Below are 26,412 nucleotides of genomic sequence, written 5' to 3'. Positions count from 1 at the left end.
GCGGGCGATCCGGGGGTGACCCGATCCGCTACTCGATCGACGGCACCGTCGTCGGCCGCACGATCGTCCACAGCACCACGTTCGCGACGACGTGGCAGCCGATCATGACGGCCGCCATCGGCAGCGCCGAGTCGATGCCGAGCACGCCGACGATGGGCGAGATCGCGCCCGCCAGACCGAAGTTGACGGCGCCGAGCAGCGACGCGGCGGTGCCGGCCTCGCTGCCGTGGTGCGCGAGCGCGAGCACCTGCACGCTCGGGAAGGCGAGTCCGCAGGCCGCGAGCATGAAGAACAGCGCGACCAGGATCGGCACGAGCGCACCGCCGAGCAGCGCCGTGATCGCGATCGACGTCGACGCGAGCAGCATGATGCCGACCGCCACCGCCAGGATCCACTGCGGTCCCACGCGCCGCATGAGTCGCGAGGCGAGCTGCGACGAGATCACCAGCCCGAGCGAGTTGACGCCGAACATGATCCCGTAGGTCTGAGCGCTGAGTCCGTAGACGTCCTGCAGCAGGAACGACGACGCCGACAGGTAGGCGAACAGCCCCGAGAACTGCATGCCGCCGATGATCGCGACGCCGATGAACACACGGTCGGTGAACAGCGCGCGGTAGCGCTGACGCGTCGTCGTCGACGCGGAGGGGATGTGCGCCCCGCGCGGGCGCGTCTCGGCGATCAGGAACGCGGCCACGACGACCGACACGAAGCCGTAGATCGCCAGCGCGACGAAGATGCCGCGCCAGTCGACGACGCGCAGCATCTGCGAGCCGATCAGCGGAGCCAGCACGGGCGCGAGCCCGGTCACGAGCGCCATGCGCGCGAGCGTGCGCACGAGCGCGTGACCGGAGAACAGGTCGCGCACCATCGCCATCGCCACGACGCCGCCGCCCGCCGCGCCGATGCCCTGCAGCACGCGGAACACGCCGACCCACATCACGTCGGGCGCGAGCGCGACGCCGATGCTCGCGCCGACGTGCAGCGCCGTCGCGAGCAGCAGCGGCAACCGCCGACCGACCCGGTCGCTCCACGGTCCGACGACGAGCTGGCCGAGCCCGAAGCCGACCGTGGTGGCGGTCAGCGTCAGCTGCACGGCCGCCTCGGTCGTCGACAGCTCCTTGACGACGCTCGGGAACGCCGGCAGGTAGAGGTCGATCGTGAACGGACCCAGACCGACGAGGGCGCCGAGCAGGATGATGTGCAGGATGCGCTGACCCCGCGACATCGCGTCGCCGGGGTGCACGAGGGCGGACATGGCTGGGCGCTCCGGAAGGTGGTGGTGGCGGTGACGCGGATGGCGTCGTGGTGATCCGGCCGCCCCGCATCCGGTGGCGCCGCTGCCGTGGTGCAACGGCGCTCGCGGCCCGCTATTCCCTGACGACCGTCAGATCTTCGCAGATCGGCGAGAGCACGCGCGAGCCCCGCACCGGATGAGGTCGGCGCGGGGCTCGGGATCGCGTCGGTTCGGGATCGTGCCGGTTCGGGATGCTCAGCTCAGGTCGTAGAGGGTGACCCCGTCGACCGTGGTCGACTCGAAGTTCTCCTCGACCCAGCTCGAGATCGAGCTCGCCGCATCCGAGCCGCCGTTCGACCGACCGCTCACGCCGCTGGCGATGAACCAGTGGATCTTCCCCTCTTTCACGAGGGCCTTGAACTCGGCGAGGGTCGGCGACGGGTCGCTGCCGTTGAATCCGCCGATCGCCATGACGGGCAGCTCGGTCGCGAGCTGGTAGCCCGACGCGCTGTTCGAGCCGATCGTCGCCGCGACCCAGGTGTAGTCGGAGGCGTCCTTCGTCAGCGCCGCGGCGAGCTCGTCGCTGACCGTGCTCGAGCCGAGCAGGCCGCCCGCTCCCCCGCCGCCGGTGCCGCCGGTGCCGCCGGGGCCGCCCTGGCCGCCGCCGAAGCCGCCGGTCGGAGCCGTGCCGGTTCCGCCGTTTCCGGTCGCGTTCTGCCCGGTCTGGCCGCCGGTCGAGCCGTTCTGGCCGAAGCCCGGCGGCGTGCCGTTGCCGGTGCCCGTTCCGCCGTTCTGACCGAAGCCCTGCGGCGGGGTGCCACCCTGGCCGCTGCCCGGGCCGCCCTGGCCGCCGCCGCCGAATCCGCCCATGCCGCCCATCCCGCCCGACGACACGCTCGGTCCCGCCGTGACGATCGATCCCGTGTGCGCCGTCGACACCGTCTGCAGCGAGTACGCGGCCGGCGCGGCGAGCGCCGCGAGCAGCGACACCGCGGCCGTGGCGGCGGCGATGCGACGTCCGAGCGGCGGCAGCAGCAGGAGCACGGCCCCGATCACGGCGAGCCCGACGACGACGAACTTGAGCCAGGGCATCCACTCGCTCGGCCGCGTCAGCAGGGCGTAGGCCCACCCGGCACTGCCGAGCAGCACCGCGGCGAGCACGACCCGCGCCCACACCGCGGCCCGACGCTCCCAGAGCATGGTCGCGCCGATCGCGACGACCACCGCGATCGCCGGAGCGAGCGCGACCGTGTAGTAGGCGTGGAAGATGCCGGCCATGAAGCTGAAGGCGAGACCGGTGACGAGCATCCACCCGCCGAACAGCACGAGGATCGCCCGCCGCACCGACACCCGCGGGGCCCGCCGCAGCAGGATGAGGCCGATCACGCCCAGCACGAGAGCCGCCGGCAGCAGCCACGTGATCTGCCCGCCGATCTCGCCGTCGAACAGGCGCGTGATGCCGGTCGACCCCCACATGCCGCCGGTCGTCGTGCCGCCTCCGCCGCCGGTCACGCTGCCGGTCTCGTCGCCGGTGAGGCGACCGAGGCCGTTGTAGCCGAAGGTCAGCTCGAGGAAGCTGTTCGTCTGCGAGCCGCCGATGTAGGGCCGCCACGACTCGGGCACGAGCTCGACGATCGCGACCCACCAGCCGGCCGACACGATCACGGCGCCGAGCGCGGCGAGCGAGTGCAGGAGTCGGGTGCGCAGCGGACGCGGCGCCGCCCACAGGTAGACGAGCGCGAGCGGCGGCAGCAGCAGGAAGGCCTGCAGCTGCTTGGTCAGGAAGCCGAGCCCGATCATCGCCCCGGCCCACAGCACCCACCGGACGCGGCCGTCTTCGATGCCGCGGATCGTGAAGTACGCGGCGAGGCTGAGCAGCAGCACGAGCAGCGCATCCGGGTTGTTGAAGCGGAACATCAGGGCCGCGACCGGCGTGATCGCCAGCACCCCGCCGGCGAACAGCGCGGTCGGCGCGCTGAAGCGCCGCCGCACGGTGGCGTAGATGATCGCGACCGTGATGACGCCCATGATCGCCTCGGGCAGCAGGATGCTCCACGAGCTCAGCCCGAACAGCCGCACCGAGAGCGCCATGATCCAGAGGCTCGCCGGCGGCTTGTCGATCGTGATCGAGTTGGCGGCGTCGCTGGAGCCGTAGAAGAAGGCCTCCCAGTCCACGCTGCCGGCCTGCACGGCCGCGGAGTAGAAGGAGTTGGCCCAGCCGCTCGCGCCGAGGTTCCAGACGTAGAGCACGGCGGTCACGGCGAGCAGCCCGAGCAGCGCCGGGCGCTCCCAGACCAGCGCGCCGCGGCGGCCGAGCACGAGGGCGCGGGCGCGCTCGCGCAGCCCCGCTCGCAGGCGCGCGCCGGGTGCGTCGTCGGCGACGCCGACGGGATGGGTCGTGGTGCTGGTCGTCGTGGTGGCGCTCATGCGGCGGCCTCCTTCTGCAGAGCGGCGTCGGCATCATCGGCGCGACGCGAGGTGGGGATGGCAGTGGCGGCGTCGGCCGCCGGGTCGAGCGCGGCGGACGCGACTCCGCGGCGCGCGCGGCGGAACACCCAGGCCCTCAGCAGCACGAAGCGCAGCACGGTGGCGACGAGGTTGGCGACGGTCAGCACGACGAGCTCGGCGACCGCACCCGACTCGGGTCGTGCGGCGTGCAGCACGAGCAGCGACCCGCTCGTGAGACACCAGGCCAGGAGGAAGACGAGCAGCCCCTTGAGCTGGTCGCCGACGATCCCCGGCCGCCCGCGCACCCCGAAGGTGATGCGACGGTTGGCCCAGGTGTTCGCGACCGCGGTGACGAGCAGCGCCGCGAAGTTCGCGACCTGCGGCGCGATCGCCAGCTGCAGCAGCAGGTAGAGCACGGCGTAGGCGACGGTCGACGCCCCGCCGATCAGGCCGAACCGCAGCACCTGGCCGAAGAATCCGGGGCGGTGCGCGGGCTCGAAGGGCCGACGCCCCAGCTCGGCGTAGATCGCCTCGACCGGGATGCGCCGCGAGCCGATCCCGCGCAGCACGCGCACGACACCGCGCAGGTCGGCGAGCGCGGTGGCGACGATGTCGACCTTGCTGTCCTCGTCATCCACCCAGTCGACGGGGACCTCGTGGATGCGCAGCCCCGACCGCTCGGCGATCATCAGCACCTCGGTGTCGAAGAACCAGCCGGTGTCCTCGACGAAGGGCAGGATGCGCCGGGCGACGTCGCTGCGCATCGCCTTGAAGCCGCACTGGGCGTCGGAGGCGCGCAGGCCGGTCGCCCGCAGCAGCGCGTTGTAGCCGCGGGAGACGATCTCGCGCTTCGCTCCGCGCACGACCCGCGCGTCGGCGGAGAGCCGGGTGCCGATCGCCAGGTCGGAGTGGCGCGAGAGCAGCGGCGCCACGAGCGGCGCGAGCGCGGCGAGGTCGGTCGACAGGTCGACGTCGAGGTAGCCGACGACCTCGGCCTCGCTCGCCAGCCACACCTGCTTGAGGGCGCGGCCCCGCCCCTTCTCGGCGAGGTGCACGGCGCGCACCCGCTCGAGCTCGGCGGCGAGGGCGTCAGCGATCGCCGGCGTCGCATCGGTCGACGCGTTGTCGGCGATCGTCAGCAGCCAGCGATCGCCGAACTGCCCGCGCAGCGCCGCGTGCAGCGTGCGGATGCTCTGCTCGAGCGAGCGCTCCTCGTCGAAGACGGGCACCACGATCTCGAGCAGCGGGGCCGAACCGGCCGCATCCGCCGAGACCGTGGATGCGACGGGCCGGGTGCCGTGAGCGGTCGTGCCGTCGGAAGTCATGCGTCCGAGCATCCGACCGCCCGCTATGGCGGCCGCAGGGCGATCCTGTGCGCATCCCGACGAACGCTGTGGGCCGGCTATGACACAGCGCCCCTGACGCAGCGAAGGCCGCCCGATCGGATCGAGCGGCCTTCGCCGTGGTGAGGTGCGAGCGGTGCAGCGCTCGCGGACCCGGGGTGCTTACTGCTTGGTCAGCGCCTCGAGGTCGGGGTTGTTCTTGTAGGCCTCGGCCGCGTTGTCCTTGGTGACGATGACCGGGTCGAGGTAGTAGGTCGGAACCTTCTTGACGCCGTTGTCGGTCGTCGTGGTGGTGTCGGCCTTGCCGCCCTCAGAGAGCTGCGTGGTCATGTCGATGGCCTTCTTGACCAGCTCGCGGGTGTCCTTGTAGATGGTCATGTACTGCTTGCCCGACATGATGAGCGGGATCGAGGCCTCTTCCGAGTCCTGACCGGTGACCACGATGTCCGGCTTGCCGGCGCTCGAGACCGACTGCAGGATCGCGCGGGCCAGCGTGTCGTTCGGCGACAGGACGCCGTCGAGGTCGGTGCTGGCGTAGTTGCCCTGGATCAGGGTGTCCATGCGGTTCTGCGCGTTCTGGGCGAGCCAGTCCTTCGTCGAGACCTGCTTGAACTCGGTCTGACCCGAGACGACCTTGAGGGTGCCCTTCTCGATCTCCGGCTTCAGCACCGACATGGCGCCGTCGAAGAAGGTGGGGGCGTTGGCGTCACCCGGGTCGCCGGCGAAGAGCTCGATGTTGTAGGTGCTCTTGTCGGGGAACTTCGCCTTGAGGCCGTCGAGCAGGGCCTGGCCCTGCAGCTCGCCGACCTTGTAGTTGTCGAAGGCGACGTAGTAGTCGACGTCCTTGGTGTCGGTCAGCAGACGGTCGTAGGCGATGACGGTCGCACCGGCGGCCTTCGCGTCCTTGACCTGGGTGCCGAGCTGGCCGCCGTCCTTGGCGCCGATGATGATGACCTTCGCGCCCTTGGTGGTCATCGAGCTGATCTGCGACTGCTGGTCGGGAACCGGGGTGCTCTGACCGGCGTACTGCACGTCGGCCTTGAAGCCCGCGTCCTCGATCGCCGACGTGAACAGGTCGCCCGCGAGCACCCAGTTCTCCGAGGTCTTGTCCGGAAGCGCGACGCCGATGAGCGAGCCCTTCTCGAAGCCCGACGCGTCACCGCTGCCGGTGTCGGCCGAGCGGCTGGAGCATCCGGAGAGCGCCAGCAGCGCGACCGCGGCGACGGCCGTGGTGGTGAGTGCGATCTTTCGCATGTGTTCCGTCACTTTCGTTGTGATGTGTGGTGGTGCAGGTTCCCCAGCGACGCTGCGATGGGGGGATGGCTACGACGTGCGCTCGACCTGATCGTCAGGCGTTCGGCGTAGTGCTCGAGGGTCGGCTGCTCGACTCGGCGCTGTCGCCGGGCTCGACCAGAGGACGGTTGAGGGGGTAGGTCATGTTGTCGTCGGTCGCGCTGACCTTCTTGGGGCGCGAGAACCGGGCGATGATCGAGCGGCCGCCCGAGCGCTTCGACCAGACGTCGATGCCGACGGCCAGCAGAAGCACGAGGCCCTTGATGATCTGCACGCGGTCGCTCGAGACGCCCAGCAGCTGCAGGCCGTTGTTGAGCACCGCGATCACGAGACCGCCGACGATCGAGCCGATGACGGTTCCGATGCCGCCCGAGACGGCCGCGCCGCCGATGAAGACCGCCGCGATCGCGTCGAGCTCCCAGCTGGTGCCGTCACCGGGGCCGGAGGCCGCCGAGCGCGAGATGAAGACCATGCCGGCGACCGCGGCCAGGATCGACATGTTCATCATCACGAAGAAGTTGATGCGCTTGATCTTGACGCCCGACAGCTCGGCCGCGTGCCAGTTGCCGCCGACCGAGTAGATGTGGCGGCCCGTGACCGTGTTGTTGGTCACGAAGGCGTAGATCACGACGAGCGCGACGAGGATGACGCCGGGGATCGGGAAGCTGGTGCCGACGCGGCCGCCGGCGAACAGGAACGCGGCGAAGAGGATGACCGCGGCGAGCAGCACGACCTTGACCAGGCTGACCCACAGCGGCACCGCCTCGGCGCCGACCTTGCGGCGGCGGGCGCGGCCGCGGAACTCGGCGAAGACGACGAGCGCGACGGCGACCAGACCCAGGATCAGGGTCGGGACGTTGTAGGGCAGGCCGAGGTCGGGGTCGGGCAGGTAGCCGCCGCCGATCTGCAGGAACACGTCGTCCTTGACCGGCTCGGTGGTCGCGTTGCCGATGAACTGGTTGGCGCCGCGGAAGATCAGCATGCCCGCCAGGGTCACGATGAACGCGGGCACGCCCACGTAGGCGACCCAGAACCCCTGCCAGGCGCCGACGACGGCGCCGATGCCGAGGCCGATGAGCACACCGAGCCACCAGGGCAGGCCGCCCCGGTTCATGGCGATCGCCACCACGATGCCGGTGAACGCGGCGACCGATCCGACCGAGAGGTCGATGTGGCCGGCGATGATCACCATGACCATGCCGATCGCCAGGATCAGCACGTAGGCGTTCTGGTTGACGATGTTGATCACGTTGCCCGGCTTGAGCGTCTGCCCCCCGGTCGCGACCTCGAAGAAGAGGATGATCACGATCAGGGCGCCGAGGATGCCGAACTGGCGCAGGCTCGACTGCCCGCCGCCGAACATCTTGCCCAGGTCGCGGATGCCGCCCGACTTCTTCGGGGCGGCTGCGGTGTCGGTCATCAGGCGGCGTCCTTCTTCTTGTCGGAGGTCATGCTCTTCATGAGGGTCTCGGGGTCGGCATCCTTCGCGCGGATCTCGCTCGTGATGGTGCCCTCGAAGATCGTGTAGATGCGGTCGGCGACGCCGAGCAGCTCGGGCAGCTCCGATGAGATGAGGATCACGCCGGCGCCGGACTCGGCGAGCTTGCGGATGATGCCGTAGATCTCGGTCTTGGCGCCCACGTCGATGCCGCGGGTCGGCTCGTCGAGGATCAGCAGGTCGGGGTCGGTGAACATCCACTTCGCCAGCACGACCTTCTGCTGGTTGCCGCCCGAGAGCTTGTTGACGCCCTCGTCGACCGTCGGGGTCTTGATGCGGAGCTCCTTGCGGTAGTTCTCCGAGATCTCCCGCTCCTGCAGGTCGTCGACGACGCCGGCGGGGGCGATCTTCGACAGCTTGGCCGACACGACGGAGGTCTTGATGTCGTCGAGCAGGTTCAGGCCGAGCGCCTTGCGGTCCTCGCTGACGTAGGCGATGCCGTGCTTGATCGCGGCGGCCACGTTGGGCACCTTGATCTCCTGGCCGTCCTTGTAGATCTCGCCCGAGAGCACGGTGCCGTAGCTCTGGCCGAAGATGCTCATCGCCAGCTCGGTGCGACCGGCGCCCATGAGGCCGGCGAAGCCGACGACCTCGCCGCGGCGCACGGTGAAGTGGGAGTTCTTGGCGACCAGGCGCTCGGTGGTCAGCGGGTGCTGCACGGTCCAGTTGCGCACCTCGAAGAAGACGTCGCCGATGCCCGAGCCATCGTGCTCGGGGAAGCGGTTCTCGAGGGTGCGACCGACCATGCCGCGGATGATGCGGTCCTCGTCGACGCCGTCGGCCTTCACATCCAGGCTCTCGACCGTGTGACCGTCGCGGATGATCGTGATCGAGTTGCTGATCGCCTCGATCTCGTTGAGCTTGTGGCTGATCATGATGCTCGTGACGCCCTTGTCGCGCAGGTCGCGGATCAGGCCGAGCAGGTGCTGCGAGTCGTTCTCGTTGAGCGCGGCGGTGGGCTCGTCGAGGATGAGCAGCTTGACGTTCTTGTTGAGCGCCTTGGCGATCTCGACCAGCTGCTGCTTGCCGACGCCGATGTTCTTGATCTGCGTGTCGGGGTCGTCGCGCAGGCCGACGCGCTGCAGCAGCTCACGGGCGCGGAGGCGGGCCGTCGACCAGTCGATCGAGCCGAAGGGGGTCTTGGGCTCGTTGCCGAGGAAGATGTTCTCGGTGATCGAGAGCTCGGGGATGAGCGCGAGCTCCTGGTGGATGATCACGATGCCCGCGGCCTCGCTCTGGCGGATGTCGCGGAAGCGCGCCACCTCGCCCTCCCAGACGATGTCGCCCTCGTAGGTGCCGTAGCCGTAGACGCCCGAGAGCACCTTCATGAGGGTCGACTTGCCGGCGCCGTTCTCACCGCAGATCGAGTGGATCTCGCCGGCGCGCACGCGCAGGGTGACGTCGTCGAGAGCGATGACACCGGGGAAGCGCTTCGTGATGCCGCGCATCTCGAGGATGAAGGGGGCGTCGACCACGGATAGTCCTCCTCGGGGCAACGGCAGTGGTGCCGGCGTGTCCGAGGGTGCGGACGACGCCGTCGCGGGTGGTGGTGCGGGTGGTGCGGGCACTACTGTAACGCGGATCTCGCGCCCGCCGTCAACTTGTGAACGCAACGGTTCGGTCACGAATGCCCGAGAGACGTGGTGCGGCTAGAGCAACGCCAGGGCGTCGACGTGACGCAGCGCCAGCGACGCCCCGCCGAGGGCCTCGGCCCGGTCGCCCAGCGAGCCCATCGCGATCGCCGTCGAATCGCCGACGCGGGGCACCGCGTGCCGACCGAACGAGCGCGCGATCGGCTCGAGGAACGCCGGCCCGATCGGGGCCAGCGGCCCGCCGATCAGGATCACCTCGGGGTTGATCAGGTTCGCGGTGTTGCCGAGCGCGGCGCCGATCGCGGCCCCGGCATCCTCGAGCACACGCAGCGTGCCGGGATCTCCCTCGAGCGCGCGCCGCACGATGTCGGCCGTGCCGCGGCTGCCGGGAGCCCGGCGGTAGAGCAGCTCGAGCATGACGACGGTCGAGGCGACCGTCTCGAGACAGCCGCGGTTGCCGCAGTGGCACACGGCGCCCTGCTCGTTGATCGTCGTGTGCCCGATCTCGCCCGTCACGCCGATGTTGCCGTAATAGGGCTTGCCGTTGATGATCAGCCCCGAGCCGATGCCCGAGCCGATCTTGACGAACATGAGGTTCTCGACCTCGCTGTAGGCGCCCCAGCTCACCTCGGCGAGAGCCCCGAGATTGGCGTCGTTGTCGAGCAGAACCGGGATATCGAGCTGCTCGCTCAGGTCGTCGGCGGTCACGCCGATCCACTCGGGCAGGATCGTGCCCTGCACGACCGTGCCGCTGCGCCGGTCGATCGGGCCGGGCATGCCGAGGCCGGCCGCGAGCACGGCGGATCGGCGCACGCCGCGCTCGGCCATGAGGTCGTCGAGCACGTCGCGGACGGCCCGCACGCCCTCGAGCGCCGGGTAGCCGCGGGGCAGCTCGATCGCCCGTTCGGCGACGACCTCGTAGCCGGGGGTGACCAGCACGATGCGGGCGTGGCGCCGGCCGAAGTCGAGGCCGACGACGAGGCGCCCGTCGTCGGAGAGCCGCACCGAGGTCGCCCGGCGGCCGGAGCTCGTGGTCGTGTCGGTGCTGACGGCGCCCTCGTCGGCGAGCAGGCGCACGATGTTCGAGATCGTCGCGGCGCTGAGTCCGGTGCGTCGCGACAGCTCGGCCTGCGTCAGCGGCCCGGCCTCGCGCAGCGCGTCGACGATGCGCTGTCGATTGCGGCCGCGCAGGGCACTCTGGGATCCGGGACGCGGGCGTCGCTCTGCCTCAGAGAGCCCCGTCGTCCTCATGGCGTTCACTGTGCCCCACGCGCCGTCTTGTCGTCAACCTGTGAACGCAACGATCACGTAACCACGCGCATCCGGCCTCCCGGTCTCGCTCAGCGCGGGTGCGGCGACCGGATGCGCGGGCTCAGAGTCGATCGAGCGCGCCGAGCAGATCGGCCGTCAGGTCGTCGAGGTTCTCGAGCCCGACCGAGAGGCGCACGATGTTGTCGGGCACCTCGAGCGCCGTGCCCTTGACCGAGGCGTGGGTCATCTCGGTCGGGTAGCCGATCAGCGACTCCACGCCGCCGAGCGACTCGGCCAGCTGGAACAGGCGGGTCGACTCGGCCAGCTTGCGGGCCGCATCCCCGCCGCCGGTCAGGCCGAGCGAGATCATGCCGCCGAAGGAGCGCATCTGCTTCGCCGCGATGTCGTGGCCCGGGTGCTCGGGCAGACCCGGGTAGTAGACGCGGTCGATCTTCGCGTGGCCGACCAGGCGCTCGGCCAGCGCCTGCGCGTTCGTCGAGTGGCGGTCCATGCGCACCGGCAGCGTCTTGATGCCGCGCATCGTCAGCCAGGCGTCGAAGGGCGACGACACCGCGCCGACGCCGAACTGGATGAAGCCGACCTTCTCGGCCAGCTCGCGGTCCTTCAGGATGACGGCGCCGCCGAGCAGGTCGCTGTGGCCGCCCAGGTACTTGGTGGTCGAGTGCACGACCACGTCGGCGCCGAGCGACAGCGGCTGCTGCAGGTAGGGCGAGGCGAAGGTGTTGTCGACCACGACGATCGCGCCGGCGTCGCGGCCGATCTGAGCCAGGCCCGCGATGTCGGTGACCTTCATGAGCGGGTTGCTCGGCGTCTCGACCCACAGCACGCGGGTCTCGCCCGGCTTGACGGCCGCGCGCACCGCATCCAGGTCGCCCATCTCGACCGTGTCGAGGTGCACCCCCCAGGGCACGAACACGCGGTTCACCAGGCGGTGGGTGCCGCCGTAGACGTCGTTGCCCATGACCACGTGGTCGCCGGGCTTCAGCACGGCGCGCAGCAGCGCGTCTTCGGCGGCGAGCCCCGACGCGAAGCTGTAGGCGACCTCGCCGCCCTCGAGCGAGGCCAGCAGCTCCTGCAGGTGGTCGCGGGTCGGGTTGCCGCCGCGCGCGTACTCGTAGCCGCCGCGGAAGCCGCCGATCCCGTCCTGCACGAAGGTCGAGCTGAAGTGCACGGGCGGGTTGACCGCGCCGGTCGCCGGGTCGAAGCCCTGGCCCGCGTGGATCGCGCGGGTCTCGAGGGCGGAGTCGGGCGTGAGGAAGTCGGACATGCTCAGGTCTTTCGGGTCGGTTCGCGGATGCGGTCGCCGGTCGTGCCGGAGCGGTCGGCTCGGAGTCGGGAGACCCGGGCCGGCCGCGACTCAGGCGTCGCGGAAGTCGAGGAGGTCGTGGCGGGTCAGCACCGTGACGGGCTTGCCCTCGTCGAGCACGAGCAGCGCATCCACGTCGGTCAGCGCCGCCGTGGCGACGTCGACCGGCTGGCTCATCCCCACGGAACGAAGCGCCGGGCCGACGAATTCCCGCACCGGGGCGTCGAGGGCGGCTCCCCCGGCGAGCGCCGCGAGGATCGTGCGCTCGTCGATCGCGCCGAGCACCTCGCCCAGCACGACCGGCGGCTCGGCGCTCAGCACCGGCATGGTCGAGACGTTGTACTCGCCGAGGATCGAGATCGCCGTCGCGAGGGTCTCGTCGGGATGCACGTGCACGAGCGCCGGGATGCTGTCGCCCTTGCGGCCGACGACCTCGCCGATGGTCGCTCCCTCGCCGGCGGGCAGGAAGCCGTGAGTGCCCATCCACTCGTCGCTGAAGACCTTGGCCAGGTAGCCGCGGCCGCCGTCGGGCAGCAGGATCACCATGACGTCGTCGGGGCCGAGACGGCGGGCCGCCTTGAGACCGCTCGCGACGGCGAGACCGCTCGAGCCGCCGACCAGCAGGCCCTCCTCGCGGGCGAGGCGGCGGGTCAGGTCGAAGCTCTCGGCATCGCTCGAGGCGATGATCTCGTCGACCACGCTCGGGTCGTAGGCGGTCGGCCAGAAGTCCTCGCCGACGCCCTCGACCAGGTACGGACGGCCGGTGCCGCCCGAGTAGACCGAGCCCTCGGGGTCGGCGCCGACGACCTGCACGCGGCCGTCGCTGACCTCCTTGAGGTAGCGCCCGACGCCGCTGATCGTGCCGCCCGTGCCGACGCCGGCGACGAAGTGCGTGACCTTCTGGTCGGTGTCGCGCCAGATCTCGGGACCGGTGGTCTCGTAGTGGCTGCGCGGGCCGTTGACGTTCGAGTACTGGTCGGGCTTGAACGCGCCCGGGATCTCGCGGGCCAGCCGGTCGCTCACGCTGTAGTACGAGCGCGGGTCGTCGGGCATGACCGCCGTCGGGCAGACGACGACCTCGGCCCCGTAGGCCTGCAGGGTGGCGCGCTTGTCGGCGCTCACCTTGTCGGGGCAGACGAACACGCAGCGGTAGCCGCGCTGCTGGGCGACCAGCGCCAGGCCGATGCCGGTGTTGCCGCTCGTGGGCTCGACGATCGTGCCGCCGGGCTTCAGCTTGCCCTCGGCCTCGGCCGCGTCGATGATGCGCACCGCGATGCGGTCCTTCGACGAGCCGCCGGGGTTCACGTACTCGACCTTGACGAGCACGGTCGCCTGAATGCCCTCGGTCACCTTCGTGAGCTTGACGAGCGGGGTGTTCCCGACGAGGTCGAGCACGGACTCCGCGTATTCCATGGTGTCGAGGGTACCGGCGGCGCCGAGGCTGTTACGCGTGGCTGGGAATGCCCGGCAGGCCCGGGTCTGTTGTCAGGTTGTTGAGGACAGGATGTGTCCTGTCACCGTCCTGCCCCACCTGACGACGACGTCGACCTGCACCTGCCGTCCGCGCTCGAGGAGCGCATCCGCCGCCCGAGGAGAACCGTGCCCCGCGACGAATCCGCCCCCCGCTCGAACGCCGGCGCCCCGGCCACCACCAAGCAGCAGCGCGCCGCCCAGCGTGAGGCCAAGGTCGCCGCCTTCAAGAAGAAGGAGGTCGCCCGCCGCCGCAACCGCCGGCTCGCGATCGGCGGCGGCATCACGGCCGGCGTCGCCGCGATCGTGGCGATCACGCTCGCGATCGTGCTGCCGCTGAGCGCCGGGGGCGGGAACGCCGCGGCGCCGGCGAAGCTCAACGAGGTGCAGACCTGGAGCGGGCTCTCGTCGACCCACACCAACAAGACCGTCGACTACCGCATGTCTCCCCCGGCCGGCGGCCCGCACAACGCCACCTGGCTCAACTGCGGCGTCTACGACCAGCCGGTGCCGAACGAGAACGCGGTGCACGACCTCGAGCACGGGGCGATCTGGTTCACCTACGACCCCGACCGCGTCTCGGGCGTGAAGCTCGACGCGCTGAAGGCGATCATGCCCGACAGCTATGCCACCCTCTCGCCCTACCCGGGGCTGAACGCGCCGATGGCCGCCTCGGCCTGGGGCGCGCAGATCAAGTTCTCGAACCCCGAGAACGCGAAGGTCGCGCAGTTCATCGAGGACTACTGGCGCTCGCCGAACGCGCCCGAGCCGGGCGCCCCGTGCACCGGCGGGCTCGACGCTCCGGGCAAGGTGGGCTGAGCGCCGACGTCGGTCCGGGCGACGGTGAGAGCATGAGCCGATGAGAAGCGACGCGCGCGACCCCGAGTCCGCGACCACCGCCGTCGGCGCGGGCCGCCGCCCGGGACGCCCCTGGTGGATCGTCGCCGCGGCCGTGGCGCTGCTGCTGTTCGCGACGGGCATCCTGCTCGGCCGCGTCGGCGCCGCCCCCGCGACCCCGACGAGCGAGAGCGCGGCCGCCGGGTTCCTGCGCGACATGCAGGTGCACCACGCGCAGGCCGTGCAGATGTCGATGCTCGTGCGCGACCGCAGCGATGACGACGCCGTGCGCCTGCTGGCGTACGACATCGCGACCGGGCAGGGCGCCCAGGCCGGCCAGATGTACGGCCTGCTCGATGCCTGGAACCTGCCGCAGGCCTCGGCCCAGCCGCGCATGACGTGGATGTCGTATCCGACCATCGACGGCAGCGGCGGCGACCACGGGCACGCCGCGAGCGGAGCGTCGGGCTCGGCGGATTCGGCGCAGAAGGCCGGCGGGCCGATGCCCGGCATGGCGACGGCGAAGCAGATCGCGAAGCTCACGGCCGCGCAGGGCGAGGACGCCGACCGCCTCTTCCTGACGCTGATGATCGCCCACCACCAGGGCGGGGTCGAGATGGCCGAGTCGGTGCTGCACCGCACCGATCAATCGCAGGTGGTCGCGATGGCGACCCAGATCGTCGCGTCGCAGAAGGCCGAGATCACGACCCTGCGCGAGATGCTGAAGAAGCTGGGCTGAGGCTCCTTCCCCTCAGAGCCGGCCGCTCAGCGCCCGCGTTCAGCCCGCCGCGTCGCGCGGGCCGGCCGCCGCGAGCTGCTCGGCGAACAGCCGCGCATAGACGCCGTCGGCGGCGAGCAGCTCGGCGTGCGTTCCGCGCTCGACGATGCGGCCCGCATCCACGACGAAGATCACGTCGGCGCCGACGACGGTCGACAGCCGGTGCGCGATCGCGATCGTCGTGCGCCCGCGGGCGGCGGTGTCGATCGCGTGCTGCACGATGCGCTCGCTGACCGTGTCGAGGGCGCTCGTCGCCTCGTCGAGCACGAGCACCGCCGGGTCCTTCAGCAGCACGCGCGCGATCGCGATGCGCTGCTTCTCGCCGCCGCTCAGCCGGTAGCCGCGCTCGCCCACGATCGTGTCGTAGCCGTCGGGGAACGACGCGACCGTCGTGTGGATGTTCGCCGCCTGCGCCGCCGCGACCAGCTCCTCGTCGCTCGCGTCGGGCTTCGCGTAACGCAGGTTGTCGGCGATCGAGGCATGGAACAGGTAGGTCTCCTGACTCACGAGACCGATCGACTCGGCGAGGGACGCCTGCTGCAGCTCGCGCACGTCGTCGCCCGCGAACAGCACCCGGCCCGAGGTCACGTCGTGCATGCGCGGCACCAGATACGACACGGTCGTCTTGCCGGCACCTGAGGGGCCGACGAAGGCCGCGTACTGGCCCGGCTCGACCGTGAAGCTGACGCCGCGCAGCGTCGCCGGGCCGTCGCTCGGCGCATCCGGATAGCGGAAGACGACGTCGTCGAACGCGATGCGGCCGAGCCCCGCGGCATCGACCGGTCGCGCATCCGGGGCCTCGGTGATCGCCGGCTTCAGGTCGAGGTACTCGAAGATGCGCGCGAACAGCGCCTGCGAGGTCTGCAGGTCGAGGGCGACGCGCAGCAGGCCCATGAGCGGCCACATGAGGCGCGCCTGCACCGTCGTGAACGCCACGACCGTGCCGGCGGTCACGTCGACGCGGTCGAGGATCAGCCAGGCGGCGACGAGGTAGACGATCGCCGGGATGATCGACAGGAAGATGTTCACCAGCGCGAAGAACCACTGACCGCTCATCGCCTGCCGCACCTGCAGCACGATCTGGTTCTCGTTCTCGGCCCGGTAGCGGCCGATCTCGGCGTTCTGCCGGGCGAAGCTCTTGGTCAGCAGGATGCCCGAGACGCTCAGCGCCTCCTGCGTGATCGCGGTCATCTCCGACAGCGACTCCTGCGTCTTCGTCGCGATGCGCGCCCGCACCTGCCCGACGCGGCGCTGAGCGATCACGAGCAGGGGCAGCAGCACGACCGCGACGATCGTCATCTGCCAGCTCAGCACGAGCATCGACACGAGCGCGGCGGCGACCGTGACGGTGTTGCCGATCACGCTCTGCACCGTGTTGCTGAGCACGCCGGCGACGCCGCCGACGTCGTTCTGCAGACGCGACTGGATCACGCCGGTCTTGGTGCGGGTGAAGAAGCCGAGCTCCATCGCCTCGAGGTGCGAGAACAGCCGGATGCGCAGCCGCCCCATCACGCTGTTGCCGACGCGGGCCGTGAGCCAGGTCTGCCACACGCCGAGCGCGGCCGACGCGACCCAGAGGAACACCATGGCGCCGACGAGCTCGAGCAGCACGGGCACGTCGGGGCGGCCGCCGGCGGGGAACAGACCCCGGTCGAAGGCCTGCTGGGTGAGCAGCGGGGGCAGCACGCTGATGCCGGCGCTGATCAGCACGAGCACGACGATCGTGACGAGCGCGCGGCGGTGCGGCGTGAACAGATCGGCGATGCGCGCGATCAGGTGCGGGATGCGCGGCGCCTCGGCGTTCGCGGCCCGCTGCGCGGCGGCATCGCTCGACGAGATGCGACCGCCGCGGCCACCTCCGCCGCCACCTCCGCCGCGCATGCTCACGCGGCGAGCCTAAGCCGCGCCGAGGACATGGCGCAGGGGCGCGTGCTCGCGGTCGACGCGGTGCGAGCGACTCGGTGGGAGTGGTTCGGTGCGAGCAGCCGAACCGGTAACAGCGAAGACCGGGAGCCGGGCGCCCTCCGCGGCACCCGACTCCCGGTCGTCTCGTTGTGGCGGGGAGCACCGGGGGCGTGAACGATGTCACGCCCCCGGCCAGCTGATCGTCCCCGTCAGCTGCGGACCCCGGCCTCTCGTCCCATCAGCCAGGGGTCCGGGTCTGCACCAGCCGGGCGTCAGCCCTGCTGGCGGGCCTTGCGTCGACGGATCGCTCCGACGGCGAGCAGCGCGATGCCGAGCTGCAGCACGAGCAGTGCGGCGAGGCCGGGCACGAGCACGTCGACACCGGTCGCGGCGAGGCCCGTTCCGCCACCCGCCTGCGGGCGGGTCGGGGTCGGCGGCGTCGACGGGTTGTCACCCGGCGGCGTCGTCTCCTCGTCGGAGACACCGCAGTCCTTGACCGTCACGTCGGCGCTGTTCTCGAAGACGCCGTCGGCGTCCTTCACGATCACGCGGTAGTCGGCGTCGTTCTTGACGCCGTCGAAGGTGACCACCTGAGGCTCGCTGCCCGAGCCGTCGCCGGCGCCGACGGTCGAGATCTGCTTCTCGGCGACGACGGTCCAGGCGTCGTCCGAGCCGGTGGCGACCGTGACGGTCCACTCCTTCTCGGGGGCGAGGTCGCTCAGCGTGACCTCGAGGTCGGAGGTCTTGTCGGTCGCCGAGCAGCCGGCCGCGATCGCCGACACGTCGACGTTCTTCGGGCAGTCGGCGAGCGTGACCTCGGTGGTCGCCGTCGCGTCGGAGTCGTCGCTGTCGACGACCGTCAGCGTGTAGGTCTCGCCCGCCTTCAGGTCGTCGTAGCCGACCGGGATGCCCGCGACCGAGCCCTGCACGGTGCTGGTGCCATTGGTCACCGGCTTGCCGTTCGAGCTGAGCGTGACGGTGTAGCTGCGGCCGACGGCCGTGCCCGTGATGGTGCCGCCGAGCGAGCCCTGGCCGTCGGGTGCGACGCACTCGGTCGGGGTGACGGCGATCTTCGGGGTCACCGCGCAGACCGGCTGGTCGATCGAGACCTGCGGCGACGACGCGGCGTCACCGGCGACCTGGTCGACGATCTTCACGGTGTGCGTGCCGGCCGCGACGGGGAAGGTCGTGCTGTAGTCGCCCGAGGCGGTGAAGGTGTCGGCGACGCCGCCATCCAGACGCACCTCGTAGACGCGGCCGTCGACCAGCCCGGTCGACTGCACCGTGAGCTTGCCGCTGGGGGCGTCGAGCGTGCACGGGGCGATGCTGACGACGGGGGCGGCCGGGATGATCGGGCAGCTCTCGGTGTCGAGCTTCACGGTGCCGACGCTGACGCCGCCGGTCGAGACGGTGATCGTGATGTCCTTCGTGTCGACGGGCACCGGGACGGTGACGCTCGACGAGCCGGCCGGGAAGGTGGCGACGGCGCCGGCGATGTTCTGCCCGTTGACGCTGGCCTGCGCGATGTAGGTGCGACCCGGAACGAGGCCGTCGATCGTGACGGTCGCCGGCACGGTGCCCTGACCGGGCGCCACGCACTGCTCGACCGACACGCGCGCGTCGCTCTCGCCGCCGGGGCAGCCGATCACGGTGACGTCGGCGCTGGTGGCCTGCACGTCGTTGTTGTCCGTCTCGTAGACGAGCACGTTGTAGGTGGCGCCCGCGGCCTGCTTCGCCCAGGTGAGGGTCGCCGTGGTGGCGCCGGCCGTGAAGACCTGCGGGGCGCCGCTCGCGTCGCCGTTCTTCTGCAGCTGCGCGGTGTAGCTGCGACCCGAGGTGAGCCCGGCGAACGAGGCGGTGAGGTCGCTCGACCCGCCCGTCACGGTGCACTCGGTCGCGGAGACCTTGACAGTGGGCGTCGCGCAGGGCTGCGCGGTGCCGCTCTTGTCGAGGTTCCACTTCTGGTCGTCACTCACCGTGACCTGCACACGCCAGGTGTGGGCCTTCGAGTTCGAGGCGAAGGAGTAGACCTTGTAGAAGGAGTTGCCGAACGCGGTGTTCTGGGCGACGCCGTCGATCGTGACCACGAGCTTGTTGTTGTCGTTGGTCTTCGAACCGGCATAGCTCTTGAGGTCGACCGTGAGCGCGGAACAGGAGGCGCTGACGTTCGGCGTGTGCGCCTCGGCCGACGCGCCGACGAGCGCGATGCCCGAGGCGGCGAGGCCGACGACGACGAGGCCCGCCATCGCGGCCGCGATGCGGCCGCGAGCGGTGCGCAGGCCCCGGCGCGTCAGACGCGCGAGGGCCCGATCGAGAATTCGGGCAGGGGACGAGACATGCGAGCGCATACGGGGGTTTGCTCTCTGGATCGAAAGGCACGGTGCTGCGCACGCTCGCGGGGGACGGGGCTGGGCGGAGGGTAAGACCGTCCAGTCCTGAGATGAGCGCGTCAGCACAGGGCCGTACTGTTCCGGCCGCGGGGGACAACCGGCCCTCGGGCGATCGGGGGGTCGCCGGAGTTGTCCCCATTATTGTGGACACGATTTGCGCGGCGCAAGTAGCATCCTGGAGAAGATCAGACCGCCGCGAGGAACTGGGAACCGACCGGGGGTGTGCATCACTCCGAAGCGTGCCCCCGCGTCGACCGACCCCGAATCCGGTCCGGCGCCGGGCACCCGACGTGGGGAAGCGACTCCAGACCGTGCCCAGAACCACCACCCTCGACGACGTCCGCCGGGAGGTGGATGCCCGACTCGACGCGGGTGATCCGCCCGGCGCCGTCGCGCTCGTCCACGACGTCTGGCGCGCGCTCGCCGCCGAGTCCCCGGCGGGCCTGCGTGAGCTGATCGAGACCATCCCCGACGACGCCTGGCGCGACGATCCCCTGATCGCCGCCGCGTTCGGCGCGAGCTACCGCACCGCCCGCGGCGACCGCTCGCGGTCGGCGCTCGCCTACTTCGAGGCGTCGCTCGCGACCCTCGCCTCCGACGCGCCCGATGCCGTGATCGTGCGGCTGCAGTCCGCCGCCGCCCTGCGCGCGCTCGGCCGACTCGACGATGCCGACGAGGCGCTCGATCTCGCCGCCGAACAGGCGCAGAGCGCCGTCGGTCCGGGCATCGAATGGCGCGTGACGGTGCGCGCGATCGCGGCCCTGCAGCGCGGCATGGTGCACCTGCACCGCGGGCGCTATGACGACGCCGCTCCCCTCCTGGCCTTCGCCGACGGCCTCGGCGACCGCCACCTGACCCGCGCCGAGCACGTCGAGTGCCTGGGCGGCCGGGCCCTGCTCGCCTTCTCGGCGGGCGAGATCGCCGACGCCGCCGGGTTCGCGGACCGGGCGCGACGGGCCGCCGAGGGCACCCTGTTGCTGCGCGGCCCCTTCGCCGCCCCCGCGCTCACGGCCGAGCTGCTGAGCGCGATCGAGCGGATCGACGCGCCCACGGCGCACCAGTCCGCGACCGAGCTCGCCGCCGCGGCCGAAGGCAGCGACTGGGAGGCCTTCGGCTGGGTCACCACGGCCCGCCTGCACGCCATGGAGCGCGACTTCTCGGGCGCGCTCGAGCTGCTGCGGCGCGCGGGCGAGAACTACCGCGCCTGGGCGCCAGCCGGCACGGGCGCCGCCCTCGGCGAGCTGCTGCGCGCCGCGATCCTCATCCGCCACGGTCAGGGCGACGCCGCCTGGGCCGTGCTGTCGACGCTGCCCGCCGACGAGCGCCACGACCTCTGTCCGGGTCGCTACATCGCGCAGCTGCGCCTCGTGAACGGCGACGTCGAGGGCGCCGCCGAGGCCCTCGCGGCCTGCGACGCCCTGGGCGAGCTGCATGCCGCCCGCACGCTGGCCGACGTGCAGCTGCTGCGCGCCGCGATCGAGCACGAGCGGGGCGCGACCGCCGAGTCCGCGCTCTGGTGCGACCGCGCGCTGCACCACATGCACCGCACCGGCACCCGCACGCCGCTCATCATCGTGCCGCCGCTCATGGTGCGCGAGCTCATGGTGCAGGCCTCGCAGCGCCGCCAGCCGCACGGCGTCGCCGATCTGGTGACGCGCATCCGCGAGACCATGGATGCGCGACTCGCCTCCGCCGACGGAGACGGCGGCATGCTCGCCCCGCTCACCACGCGGGAGACGATCGTGCTGCACCAGCTGAAGCAGGGCAAGACCGTCGCCACGATCGCTCAGGAGCTCTTCGTCTCGGGCAACACGATGAAGACGCACCTGCGCAACATCTACCGCAAGCTCGGCGTCGGCTCCCGCGGCGAGGCGGTGCGCAAGGCGCAGGCCCTCGGCCTCTACGTCACCCCCGGATCACCCCTCGGTCACTCTGCGCCGCCCGAGGTCGATCCGATTCAATGAACGGGCGCTCGCCCGGCCGTCCCTGATCCCGGCCGCCCGAGCGCGCCGACGAGCGGGGGATCCGGCTGGTTACCGGGACCCCGCTCGTCAACTCTCTTCGCGGGCCGCAACGCCGTGAGCCCCGCCAGTGCCGCTTAACGACGACAGCGCCGCCCCGGACGGATCCGGGAGCGACGCTGTCGTGAAGTAAGGGAAGTCCTTACTTGAGGGTCACCGTGGCGCCGGCGCCCTCGAGGGCCTCCTTGGCCTTCTCGGCGGTCTCCTTGTTCGCACCCTCGAGAACGGCGCTGGGGGCGCCGTCGACGAGAGCCTTGGCCTCCGAGAGACCGAGGCTCGTGAGTCCGCGGACCTCCTTGATGACCTGGATCTTGGCGGAACCGGCCGACTCGAGGATGACGTCGAACGAGTCCTTCTCCTCCTCCTCGGCGGCGGCGGCACCCGCGCCACCGGCGGCGGGGGCGGCCACGGCGACCGGGGCGGCGGCGGTGACCTCGAAGGTCTCCTCGAACTTCTTGACGAACTCGCTGAGCTCGATGAGCGACAGCTCCTTGAACGCGTCGAGCAGCTCGTCGGTGGTGAGCTTGGCCATTTCTGTCTCCTTAGTGCTGAATGTCTCGCCGCGGGCGGGTTACGCCGCGGACTCCTGCTTCGCGCGCAGCGCGTCGACCGTGCGAACGGCCTGCGCGAGCGGCGCGTTGAACATGTACGCGGCACCGAACAGCGAGGCCTTGAAGGCGCCGGCCAGCTTGGCCAGCAGCACCTCACGCGACTCGAGATCGGCGAGCTTGTTCACCTCGTCGGCGGTCAGCGGGGCTCCATCGAAGTAGCCGCTCTTGACCACCAGCAGAGGGTTCGCCTTGGCGAAGTCACGCAGAGTCTTCGCGACGGCGACGGTGTCGCCGTGCACGAAGGCGATCGCGGAGGGACCGGCGAGGGCGTCGTCGAACGACGTGATTCCCGCCTCGTTGGCCGCGATCTTGGTCAGCGTGTTCTTCACCACGGCATAGGTCGCGTGCTCACGGAGGTCGTTGCGCAGCTGCTTGAGCTGGGCCACCGTGAGACCGCGGTACTCGGTGAGCACGACCGCGTTCGAGCTGCGGAAGTTCTCCGTCAGCTCGGCGACCGTTGCTTCCTTGTTCGCCATGGCGCTCCTTGTGGTTGGATTCGACGCCGCAGGTCGCAGGACATCCCGTTCGGGATCAGAGGTCCGGCCACGAAAAAAAGCTCCGGCGCAAGCGCACGGAGCTGGAGCCACGAAGGCTGATCACTTCACACACCTGCGCGGGTCTCTTCACGAGGAAGGACTTCGTCCGTCGCACCCGATCCGGGGATCGTGCGCGGCGGAGACCAGCGGTCTACGGCCTCGAGGAGAATACCCCTCCGGATGCCGGAACGCAAACCGGCGCGGTTCAGTCCGAGGCCTCCGGCGCGCGGTCGACGGAGCCCTCGAGAGGTTCGTCGTCGCGGTCGTCGCCCGGGTCGCGCCGCAGCGCCATGACGCCGACGAGCGTGATCGCGCCGAGCGCCAGCACGAGCGCGATCGGCACCCACGGCAGGCAGGCGATCAGCTCGGGCACGCGCGCTCCTCCCGGCGACGATGACGTGGACTGGGGGCGACACTACGTCACCCTCGACGGCGGGCACGCCAGTGGCGCCCCGGATGCCCCGCCGTGTCGCGCCCCGCGCCGTGTCGCGCCCCCCGCCGTGTCGCGCCCCCCGCCGTGTCGCGCCCCGCGCCGTGTCGCGCATCCACGTCGGCGGCCCGCGCGACAATGGAGACGTGACCCCGCCCGCCCAGCCGATGCTCTCCCTCTGGGATGCGCCGCCGGTCCCGTGGCGCGAGCGCGTGGTCGCCGACTCGACCGACCGGCGCGGCTGGCTGATCGCCCGCGCCCGCGGCGTGACCGCGACCGACGTCGCCCGCTTCTCGAGCGACCGTCCGCTCGCCGGCATCGCGATGGAGAAGGTGCTCGGCACCGGCTTCGGCGGCAACGCCTACACCGACCACGGCCGGGCCCGCGAACCCGAGATCGCGCGCTGGGCCCGCGCTGAGCACGGCATGCAGCCGAGCACGCAGCTCTTCCACGCCGACGGCGAGCGCGCGCACCTGGCCACGCCCGACGGGGTGCGCGAGCGCGGGTCGGCGCTCGATCTCTGCGAGATCAAGACGACCTCGAAGGCGTGGCGCAGCATCCCGCGCTCGTACCTGCGTCAGGTCTGGTGGCAGCAGTACGTGCTCGGGGCCGAGCGCACCCTCGTCGTGTGGGAGCAGCACCGCGACTTCGTGCCGGTGGATGCGGTGCCCGAGTCGCGCTGGGTCGACCGCGACGAGAGCGAGATCCACCGCCTGGTCGTGATGGCCGACCGGCTGCTCGAGCTCATGCGGCGGCGCTGAGCTCCGCGTCCGGCTCGACCTCGGGCCCGGGCGAGACGGCGACGTCACGCCGCCGCTCGAGCGCGAGCGCGACGCCGAGCACCGCCACCCAGCCGAGCCCGATCGTCGTGGCCACGAACTCGAAGCGACTGCCGAGCCAGGAGTAGAAGCTCAGCACCGACATGAGCCCGCCGACCGCGGCGATGCCGCCCACCGCGATCGCGCAGGCCCGCGACAGCACCGCGAGCACGGGATGCCCGAGCGCGAAGCCGCACTGCAGCATCGCGACCGCCGCGGCCGCGAAGGCGAGCACCGCCGCCGAGGTGTGCGTGAAGTCCTGCCAGGTGAACGCGGCCGACCCGGGAACCGGCACCGGGCATCCCGCCGTGCACGGCACCTGGGATGCCACGAGGAAGAAGGCGCACGACACCAGCAGCGAGACGGTGGGCGGCCAGTGCCGCAGCAGCCGCGCGCGACTGCGCACCCCGCGCGCCGCGACGGCGACGAGCGCTCCCCCGGCGACGAGCAGCAGGAACGCGACCCGGAACATCCCTGCCGTGGGCATGCCGTCGGCGCCGAGCTCGCTCACGTAGAGGTCGTGCGGGATGCGCGCCCGCGCCGCCCAGATGACGACGAGCGCCGCCACGGCGAGCAGCGCGCCCAGCGCGGCGGCGCCGCGGCGCAGGCCGGATCGGCGGCTCACGGCGTCAGTCGGCCGCGCGCGCGGCCAGCGGCCAGCGACCGCCCTTGCGCGATACCCAGATCACGCCCGCGCCGACCAGGCCGATGATCGCGGCGATCAGCACCATGTAGAAGAACACGGTGACGTAGCCCTCGGGCGCGACGTTCGGGTTGAGGAAGGGATAGGGGTACCAGTAGGGGTTGCCCGTCACGCCGTCGACGACGAGCGGTCCGCGGATCATCGTGTAGATCGTCCAGACCAGCGGGAAGGCGATCACGACCCAGATCGCCGGCCAGCGCAGCGGGCGACGGCCGGGCGCGAAGAACCAGTCGAGCACGACCAGGATCGGCGCGACCACATGCAGGATCTCGTTCGACCAGGCCACCGTGCTGCCCTGCGGCAGCTCGATGCCGCGCAGCAGCAGGTTGTAGACGATTCCCGTCACGGCCATGTACGAGGTCACGCTCGCGCGGAACACGCCCCACGCCGCCGAGTCGTCGCGCTTCAGGATGAGGAAGACCGCGCCGACCAGGAACGACACGAGCGACAGCAGGTTCGAGTCGATCGTGAAGAAGCTGAAGAAGTGCGCGATCTGGTTCGGCACATCCCGTACCGGAACTGCCGCCCACACCTGCAGGCTCAGCATCAGCTGGGCCACGATCGCGGCGATCACGGCCGCCGCACCGGCGAGCCTCACGATCACGAACAGGGCGCGCATCCGGTCTCCTCCCGCAGCCGCCGAGCGGGTCGGCGGTCGGCGTCGTGACTCGAACATAGCGGGGCGGACAGGGTTTTCCACCCCGGTGACGCGCGCGAAACACGGGCGACTCATTCGCCGGGTTCACTGGTCGACACGAGGCAGGGAGGCCAGGTGAGCAGGATGCGCGCCATGACGTTCATGGACGCCGGGGGGCCGGAGGTCCTGCGGCTCGACTCGGTGCCGATGCCGGTGCGCACGAACGCGGAGCTGCTCGTGAAGGTCGTCGCCGCGGGCGTCAACCCGATCGACGCGAAGACCCGCGCGGGGCGCGGGGCGTTCGGCGCGATCGCGACGTTCCCGGCGGTGCTGGGCAACGACTTCAGCGGCATCGTCGTCGAGTCGCCGTATGAGGCGCACGCGCTGCAGCCCGGCACCGAGGTCTACGGGATGGGCATGGTGCCGCGCATGAGCGGCGCCTACGCCGAGTACCTCACGGTCACCGAGCTGAGCGTCGTGCGCAAGCCGCCGACGCTGTCGCACGTCGAAGCCGCCGGAGTTCCGCTGGCCGCGCTGACGGCCTGGGGCATGGTGGTCGACACGGCCAAGGCGCACGAGGGGCAGCGGATGCTCATCCACGCCGGCGCCGGCGGCGTCGGGCATTTCGCGGTGCAGTTCGCCGCCTACTTCGGCGCGCACGTGATCGCGACCGGATCGACCCGCAACCTGCGCTGGCTCAAGGAGCTCGGTGCGAGCGAGGTCATCGACCACTCGACCGAGCGCTTCGAGGAGGTGCTCGACGAGGTGGATGTGGTGATCGACCTGATCGGCAACGTGCTCGACGACACCGCGTCGCGCTCGCTGACGGTGCTGCGCCCGGGAGGGCTGATCGTGAACGGACCGACCGGGTCGTGGCCGAGCATGCGCACCGAGGCGGAGGCCGCCGGCGTGCGCGCGACGGGCTACCGGGTCGCGCCGGACGGCTCGACCCTCGCCGTGATCTCGCGGCTGATCGAGTCGCGCGACGTGCGCGTCTTCGTCGACGGGGTCTACGACCTCGCGGACGCGGCCGAGGCGCACCGCGCGCTCGAGGGCGGTCATACGCGCGGCAAGCTCGTGCTCAAGGTCTGCGAGGGGTAGAGCCGCAGCACTTCGGCGATGCGGCGCTGCGGCGCCTCGAGCCCGGGTCGCGGACCTCGTCGCACGAGGGGGTTGACCCGGGCTCTCATCGGATCTATATTCAACCCATCGGTTCTGAACCATTCGGTTCAATACCTGAGAGATCGAGATCAGGATGCGCGGCGCCTGCCGCACCCGGCGCGACGAGGA

The 26,412-nt window shown here is 71.1% G+C and carries 21 protein-coding genes; 5 read left to right on the top strand and 16 right to left on the bottom strand.

The features are described from left to right. Positions 1 to 28: 28 nt before the first annotated feature. The 9 genes from FJ658_RS04415 to FJ658_RS04375 all read right to left on the bottom strand — a co-directional run bounded on the left by FJ658_RS04415 (position 29) and on the right by FJ658_RS04375 (position 13,399). Positions 29 to 1,255 carry a multidrug effflux MFS transporter gene (locus FJ658_RS04415; protein ID WP_141144169.1) on the bottom strand — a complete coding sequence of 409 codons (1,227 nt, stop codon included), beginning with the start codon at positions 1,253 to 1,255 and terminating at the stop codon, positions 29 to 31. Between the two features lie 234 nt (positions 1,256 to 1,489). Further along, positions 1,490 to 3,661, bottom strand: a complete 2,172-nt coding sequence (locus FJ658_RS04410; protein WP_141144168.1) for a glycosyltransferase family 39 protein — start codon at positions 3,659 to 3,661, stop codon at positions 1,490 to 1,492. Beyond that, positions 3,658 to 5,007, bottom strand: coding sequence for a bifunctional glycosyltransferase family 2/GtrA family protein (locus FJ658_RS04405; RefSeq protein ID WP_141144167.1), 1,350 nt, complete (start codon positions 5,005 to 5,007; stop codon positions 3,658 to 3,660). Before FJ658_RS04405 ends, FJ658_RS04410 begins: the two co-directional genes overlap by 4 nt. 180 nt (positions 5,008 to 5,187) lie before the next feature. Continuing rightward, on the bottom strand, positions 5,188 to 6,279 hold the full coding sequence (locus FJ658_RS04400) for a sugar-binding protein (protein WP_141144166.1): 1,092 nt from the start codon (positions 6,277 to 6,279) through the stop codon (positions 5,188 to 5,190). Positions 6,280 to 6,373: 94 nt separating this feature from the next. Beyond that, on the bottom strand, positions 6,374 to 7,738 hold the full coding sequence (mmsB, locus tag FJ658_RS04395) for a multiple monosaccharide ABC transporter permease (RefSeq protein ID WP_141144165.1): 1,365 nt from the start codon (positions 7,736 to 7,738) through the stop codon (positions 6,374 to 6,376). Further along, positions 7,738 to 9,264 (bottom strand): multiple monosaccharide ABC transporter ATP-binding protein, encoded by a 1,527-nt coding sequence (gene mmsA, locus FJ658_RS04390; RefSeq protein ID WP_141144375.1) that lies wholly within the window; start codon positions 9,262 to 9,264, stop codon positions 7,738 to 7,740. Before mmsA ends, mmsB begins: the two co-directional genes overlap by 1 nt. Positions 9,265 to 9,465: 201 nt before the next feature. Continuing rightward, positions 9,466 to 10,659 (bottom strand): ROK family transcriptional regulator, encoded by a 1,194-nt coding sequence (locus FJ658_RS04385; protein WP_141144164.1) that lies wholly within the window; start codon positions 10,657 to 10,659, stop codon positions 9,466 to 9,468. A 121-nt stretch (positions 10,660 to 10,780) separates the two neighbouring features. Then, positions 10,781 to 11,947 carry a cystathionine gamma-synthase gene (locus FJ658_RS04380; RefSeq protein WP_141144163.1) on the bottom strand — a complete coding sequence of 389 codons (1,167 nt, stop codon included), beginning with the start codon at positions 11,945 to 11,947 and terminating at the stop codon, positions 10,781 to 10,783. Positions 11,948 to 12,037: 90 nt separating this feature from the next. Further along, a complete protein-coding gene (locus FJ658_RS04375; RefSeq protein ID WP_141144162.1) occupies positions 12,038 to 13,399 on the bottom strand; it encodes a cystathionine beta-synthase in 1,362 nt (453 codons plus the stop codon). Positions 13,400 to 13,585: 186 nt separating this feature from the next. Here FJ658_RS04375 and FJ658_RS04370 point away from each other — a divergent pair, with 186 nt between their 5' ends. Further along, on the top strand, positions 13,586 to 14,275 hold the full coding sequence (locus tag FJ658_RS04370) for a DUF3105 domain-containing protein (protein ID WP_141144161.1): 690 nt from the start codon (positions 13,586 to 13,588) through the stop codon (positions 14,273 to 14,275). 40 nt (positions 14,276 to 14,315) lie between these two features. Further along, positions 14,316 to 15,032 carry a DUF305 domain-containing protein gene (locus FJ658_RS04365; protein WP_141144160.1) on the top strand — a complete coding sequence of 239 codons (717 nt, stop codon included), beginning with the start codon at positions 14,316 to 14,318 and terminating at the stop codon, positions 15,030 to 15,032. A 39-nt stretch (positions 15,033 to 15,071) separates the two neighbouring features. On the opposite strand, the gene FJ658_RS04360 is transcribed toward FJ658_RS04365, so the two are convergent. Beyond that, the gene (locus tag FJ658_RS04360; RefSeq protein WP_141144374.1) at positions 15,072 to 16,952 is read right to left on the bottom strand and encodes an ABC transporter ATP-binding protein; all 1,881 of its coding nucleotides are present in this window, start codon (positions 16,950 to 16,952) and stop codon (positions 15,072 to 15,074) included. Between the two features lie 296 nt (positions 16,953 to 17,248). Further along, positions 17,249 to 19,222, bottom strand: coding sequence for a hypothetical protein (locus FJ658_RS04355; RefSeq protein ID WP_141144159.1), 1,974 nt, complete (start codon positions 19,220 to 19,222; stop codon positions 17,249 to 17,251). A 455-nt stretch (positions 19,223 to 19,677) separates the two neighbouring features. Between FJ658_RS04355 and FJ658_RS04350 the strand changes: the two genes are divergently transcribed. Next, entirely contained in the window at positions 19,678 to 21,330 is a 1,653-nt protein-coding gene (locus FJ658_RS04350) for a LuxR C-terminal-related transcriptional regulator (protein WP_141144158.1), read from the top strand. Between the two features lie 199 nt (positions 21,331 to 21,529). Here FJ658_RS04350 and rplL read toward each other — a convergent pair whose 3' ends face one another. From rplL to FJ658_RS16040, 3 genes are all read right to left on the bottom strand, one after another. Further along, entirely contained in the window at positions 21,530 to 21,919 is a 390-nt protein-coding gene (gene rplL, locus FJ658_RS04345; RefSeq protein WP_141144157.1) for a 50S ribosomal protein L7/L12, read from the bottom strand. Between the two features lie 39 nt (positions 21,920 to 21,958). Continuing rightward, a complete protein-coding gene (gene rplJ / locus FJ658_RS04340) occupies positions 21,959 to 22,474 on the bottom strand; it encodes a 50S ribosomal protein L10 (protein WP_141144156.1) in 516 nt (171 codons plus the stop codon). 265 nt (positions 22,475 to 22,739) lie between these two features. Next, positions 22,740 to 22,907: a hypothetical protein gene (locus FJ658_RS16040; protein WP_181408322.1), complete on the bottom strand. Its 168-nt coding sequence runs from the start codon at positions 22,905 to 22,907 to the stop codon at positions 22,740 to 22,742. A gap of 224 nt (positions 22,908 to 23,131) precedes the next feature. Between FJ658_RS16040 and FJ658_RS04335 the strand changes: the two genes are divergently transcribed. Further along, positions 23,132 to 23,725: a YqaJ viral recombinase family protein gene (locus FJ658_RS04335; RefSeq protein ID WP_141144373.1), complete on the top strand. Its 594-nt coding sequence runs from the start codon at positions 23,132 to 23,134 to the stop codon at positions 23,723 to 23,725. Here the strand turns inward: FJ658_RS04335 and FJ658_RS04330 are convergent. Both FJ658_RS04330 and FJ658_RS04325 read right to left on the bottom strand, forming a co-directional pair. After that, on the bottom strand, positions 23,709 to 24,407 hold the full coding sequence (locus FJ658_RS04330) for a DUF998 domain-containing protein (protein ID WP_141144155.1): 699 nt from the start codon (positions 24,405 to 24,407) through the stop codon (positions 23,709 to 23,711). The genes FJ658_RS04335 and FJ658_RS04330 overlap by 17 nt on opposite strands. A 4-nt stretch (positions 24,408 to 24,411) precedes the next feature. Then, positions 24,412 to 25,104: a Pr6Pr family membrane protein gene (locus FJ658_RS04325; protein ID WP_141144154.1), complete on the bottom strand. Its 693-nt coding sequence runs from the start codon at positions 25,102 to 25,104 to the stop codon at positions 24,412 to 24,414. A gap of 162 nt (positions 25,105 to 25,266) precedes the next feature. Between FJ658_RS04325 and FJ658_RS04320 the strand changes: the two genes are divergently transcribed. After that, positions 25,267 to 26,223 (top strand): NADP-dependent oxidoreductase, encoded by a 957-nt coding sequence (locus tag FJ658_RS04320; RefSeq protein ID WP_141144153.1) that lies wholly within the window; start codon positions 25,267 to 25,269, stop codon positions 26,221 to 26,223. The last annotated feature ends 189 nt before the right edge of the window (positions 26,224 to 26,412 follow it).

The organism is Schumannella sp. 10F1B-5-1, from assembly GCF_006517535.1.
Classification (GTDB): Bacteria; Actinomycetota; Actinomycetes; order Actinomycetales; family Microbacteriaceae; genus Schumannella.
Note: the sequence above shows the minus strand (reverse complement) of the source record. Positions and strands in the feature narration are given on the sequence as shown.

What these genes read in the sequence shown, in the direction of transcription:
- FJ658_RS04400 (WP_141144166.1), bottom strand. Translation starts at nt 6,279, where the DNA reads ATGCGAAAGATCGCACTCACCACCACGGCCGTCGCCGCGGTCGCGCTG.
- FJ658_RS04360 (WP_141144374.1), bottom strand. Translation starts at nt 16,952, where the DNA reads ATGCGCGGCGGAGGTGGCGGCGGAGGTGGCCGCGGCGGTCGCATCTCG.
- FJ658_RS04385 (WP_141144164.1), bottom strand. Translation starts at nt 10,659, where the DNA reads ATGAGGACGACGGGGCTCTCTGAGGCAGAGCGACGCCCGCGTCCCGGA.
- FJ658_RS04335 (WP_141144373.1), top strand. Translation starts at nt 23,132, where the DNA reads ATGCTCTCCCTCTGGGATGCGCCGCCGGTCCCGTGGCGCGAGCGCGTG.
- FJ658_RS04415 (WP_141144169.1), bottom strand. Translation starts at nt 1,255, where the DNA reads ATGTCCGCCCTCGTGCACCCCGGCGACGCGATGTCGCGGGGTCAGCGC.
- FJ658_RS04410 (WP_141144168.1), bottom strand. Translation starts at nt 3,661, where the DNA reads ATGAGCGCCACCACGACGACCAGCACCACGACCCATCCCGTCGGCGTC.
- rplL (WP_141144157.1), bottom strand. Translation starts at nt 21,919, where the DNA reads ATGGCCAAGCTCACCACCGACGAGCTGCTCGACGCGTTCAAGGAGCTG.
- FJ658_RS04355 (WP_141144159.1), bottom strand. Translation starts at nt 19,222, where the DNA reads ATGGCGGGCCTCGTCGTCGTCGGCCTCGCCGCCTCGGGCATCGCGCTC.
- FJ658_RS04325 (WP_141144154.1), bottom strand. Translation starts at nt 25,104, where the DNA reads ATGCGCGCCCTGTTCGTGATCGTGAGGCTCGCCGGTGCGGCGGCCGTG.
- FJ658_RS04320 (WP_141144153.1), top strand. Translation starts at nt 25,267, where the DNA reads ATGCGCGCCATGACGTTCATGGACGCCGGGGGGCCGGAGGTCCTGCGG.
- FJ658_RS04405 (WP_141144167.1), bottom strand. Translation starts at nt 5,007, where the DNA reads ATGACTTCCGACGGCACGACCGCTCACGGCACCCGGCCCGTCGCATCC.
- FJ658_RS04375 (WP_141144162.1), bottom strand. Translation starts at nt 13,399, where the DNA reads ATGGAATACGCGGAGTCCGTGCTCGACCTCGTCGGGAACACCCCGCTC.
- mmsA (WP_141144375.1), bottom strand. Translation starts at nt 9,264, where the DNA reads ATGCGCGGCATCACGAAGCGCTTCCCCGGTGTCATCGCTCTCGACGAC.
- FJ658_RS04365 (WP_141144160.1), top strand. Translation starts at nt 14,316, where the DNA reads ATGAGAAGCGACGCGCGCGACCCCGAGTCCGCGACCACCGCCGTCGGC.
- rplJ (WP_141144156.1), bottom strand. Translation starts at nt 22,474, where the DNA reads ATGGCGAACAAGGAAGCAACGGTCGCCGAGCTGACGGAGAACTTCCGC.
- FJ658_RS04380 (WP_141144163.1), bottom strand. Translation starts at nt 11,947, where the DNA reads ATGTCCGACTTCCTCACGCCCGACTCCGCCCTCGAGACCCGCGCGATC.
- mmsB (WP_141144165.1), bottom strand. Translation starts at nt 7,738, where the DNA reads ATGACCGACACCGCAGCCGCCCCGAAGAAGTCGGGCGGCATCCGCGAC.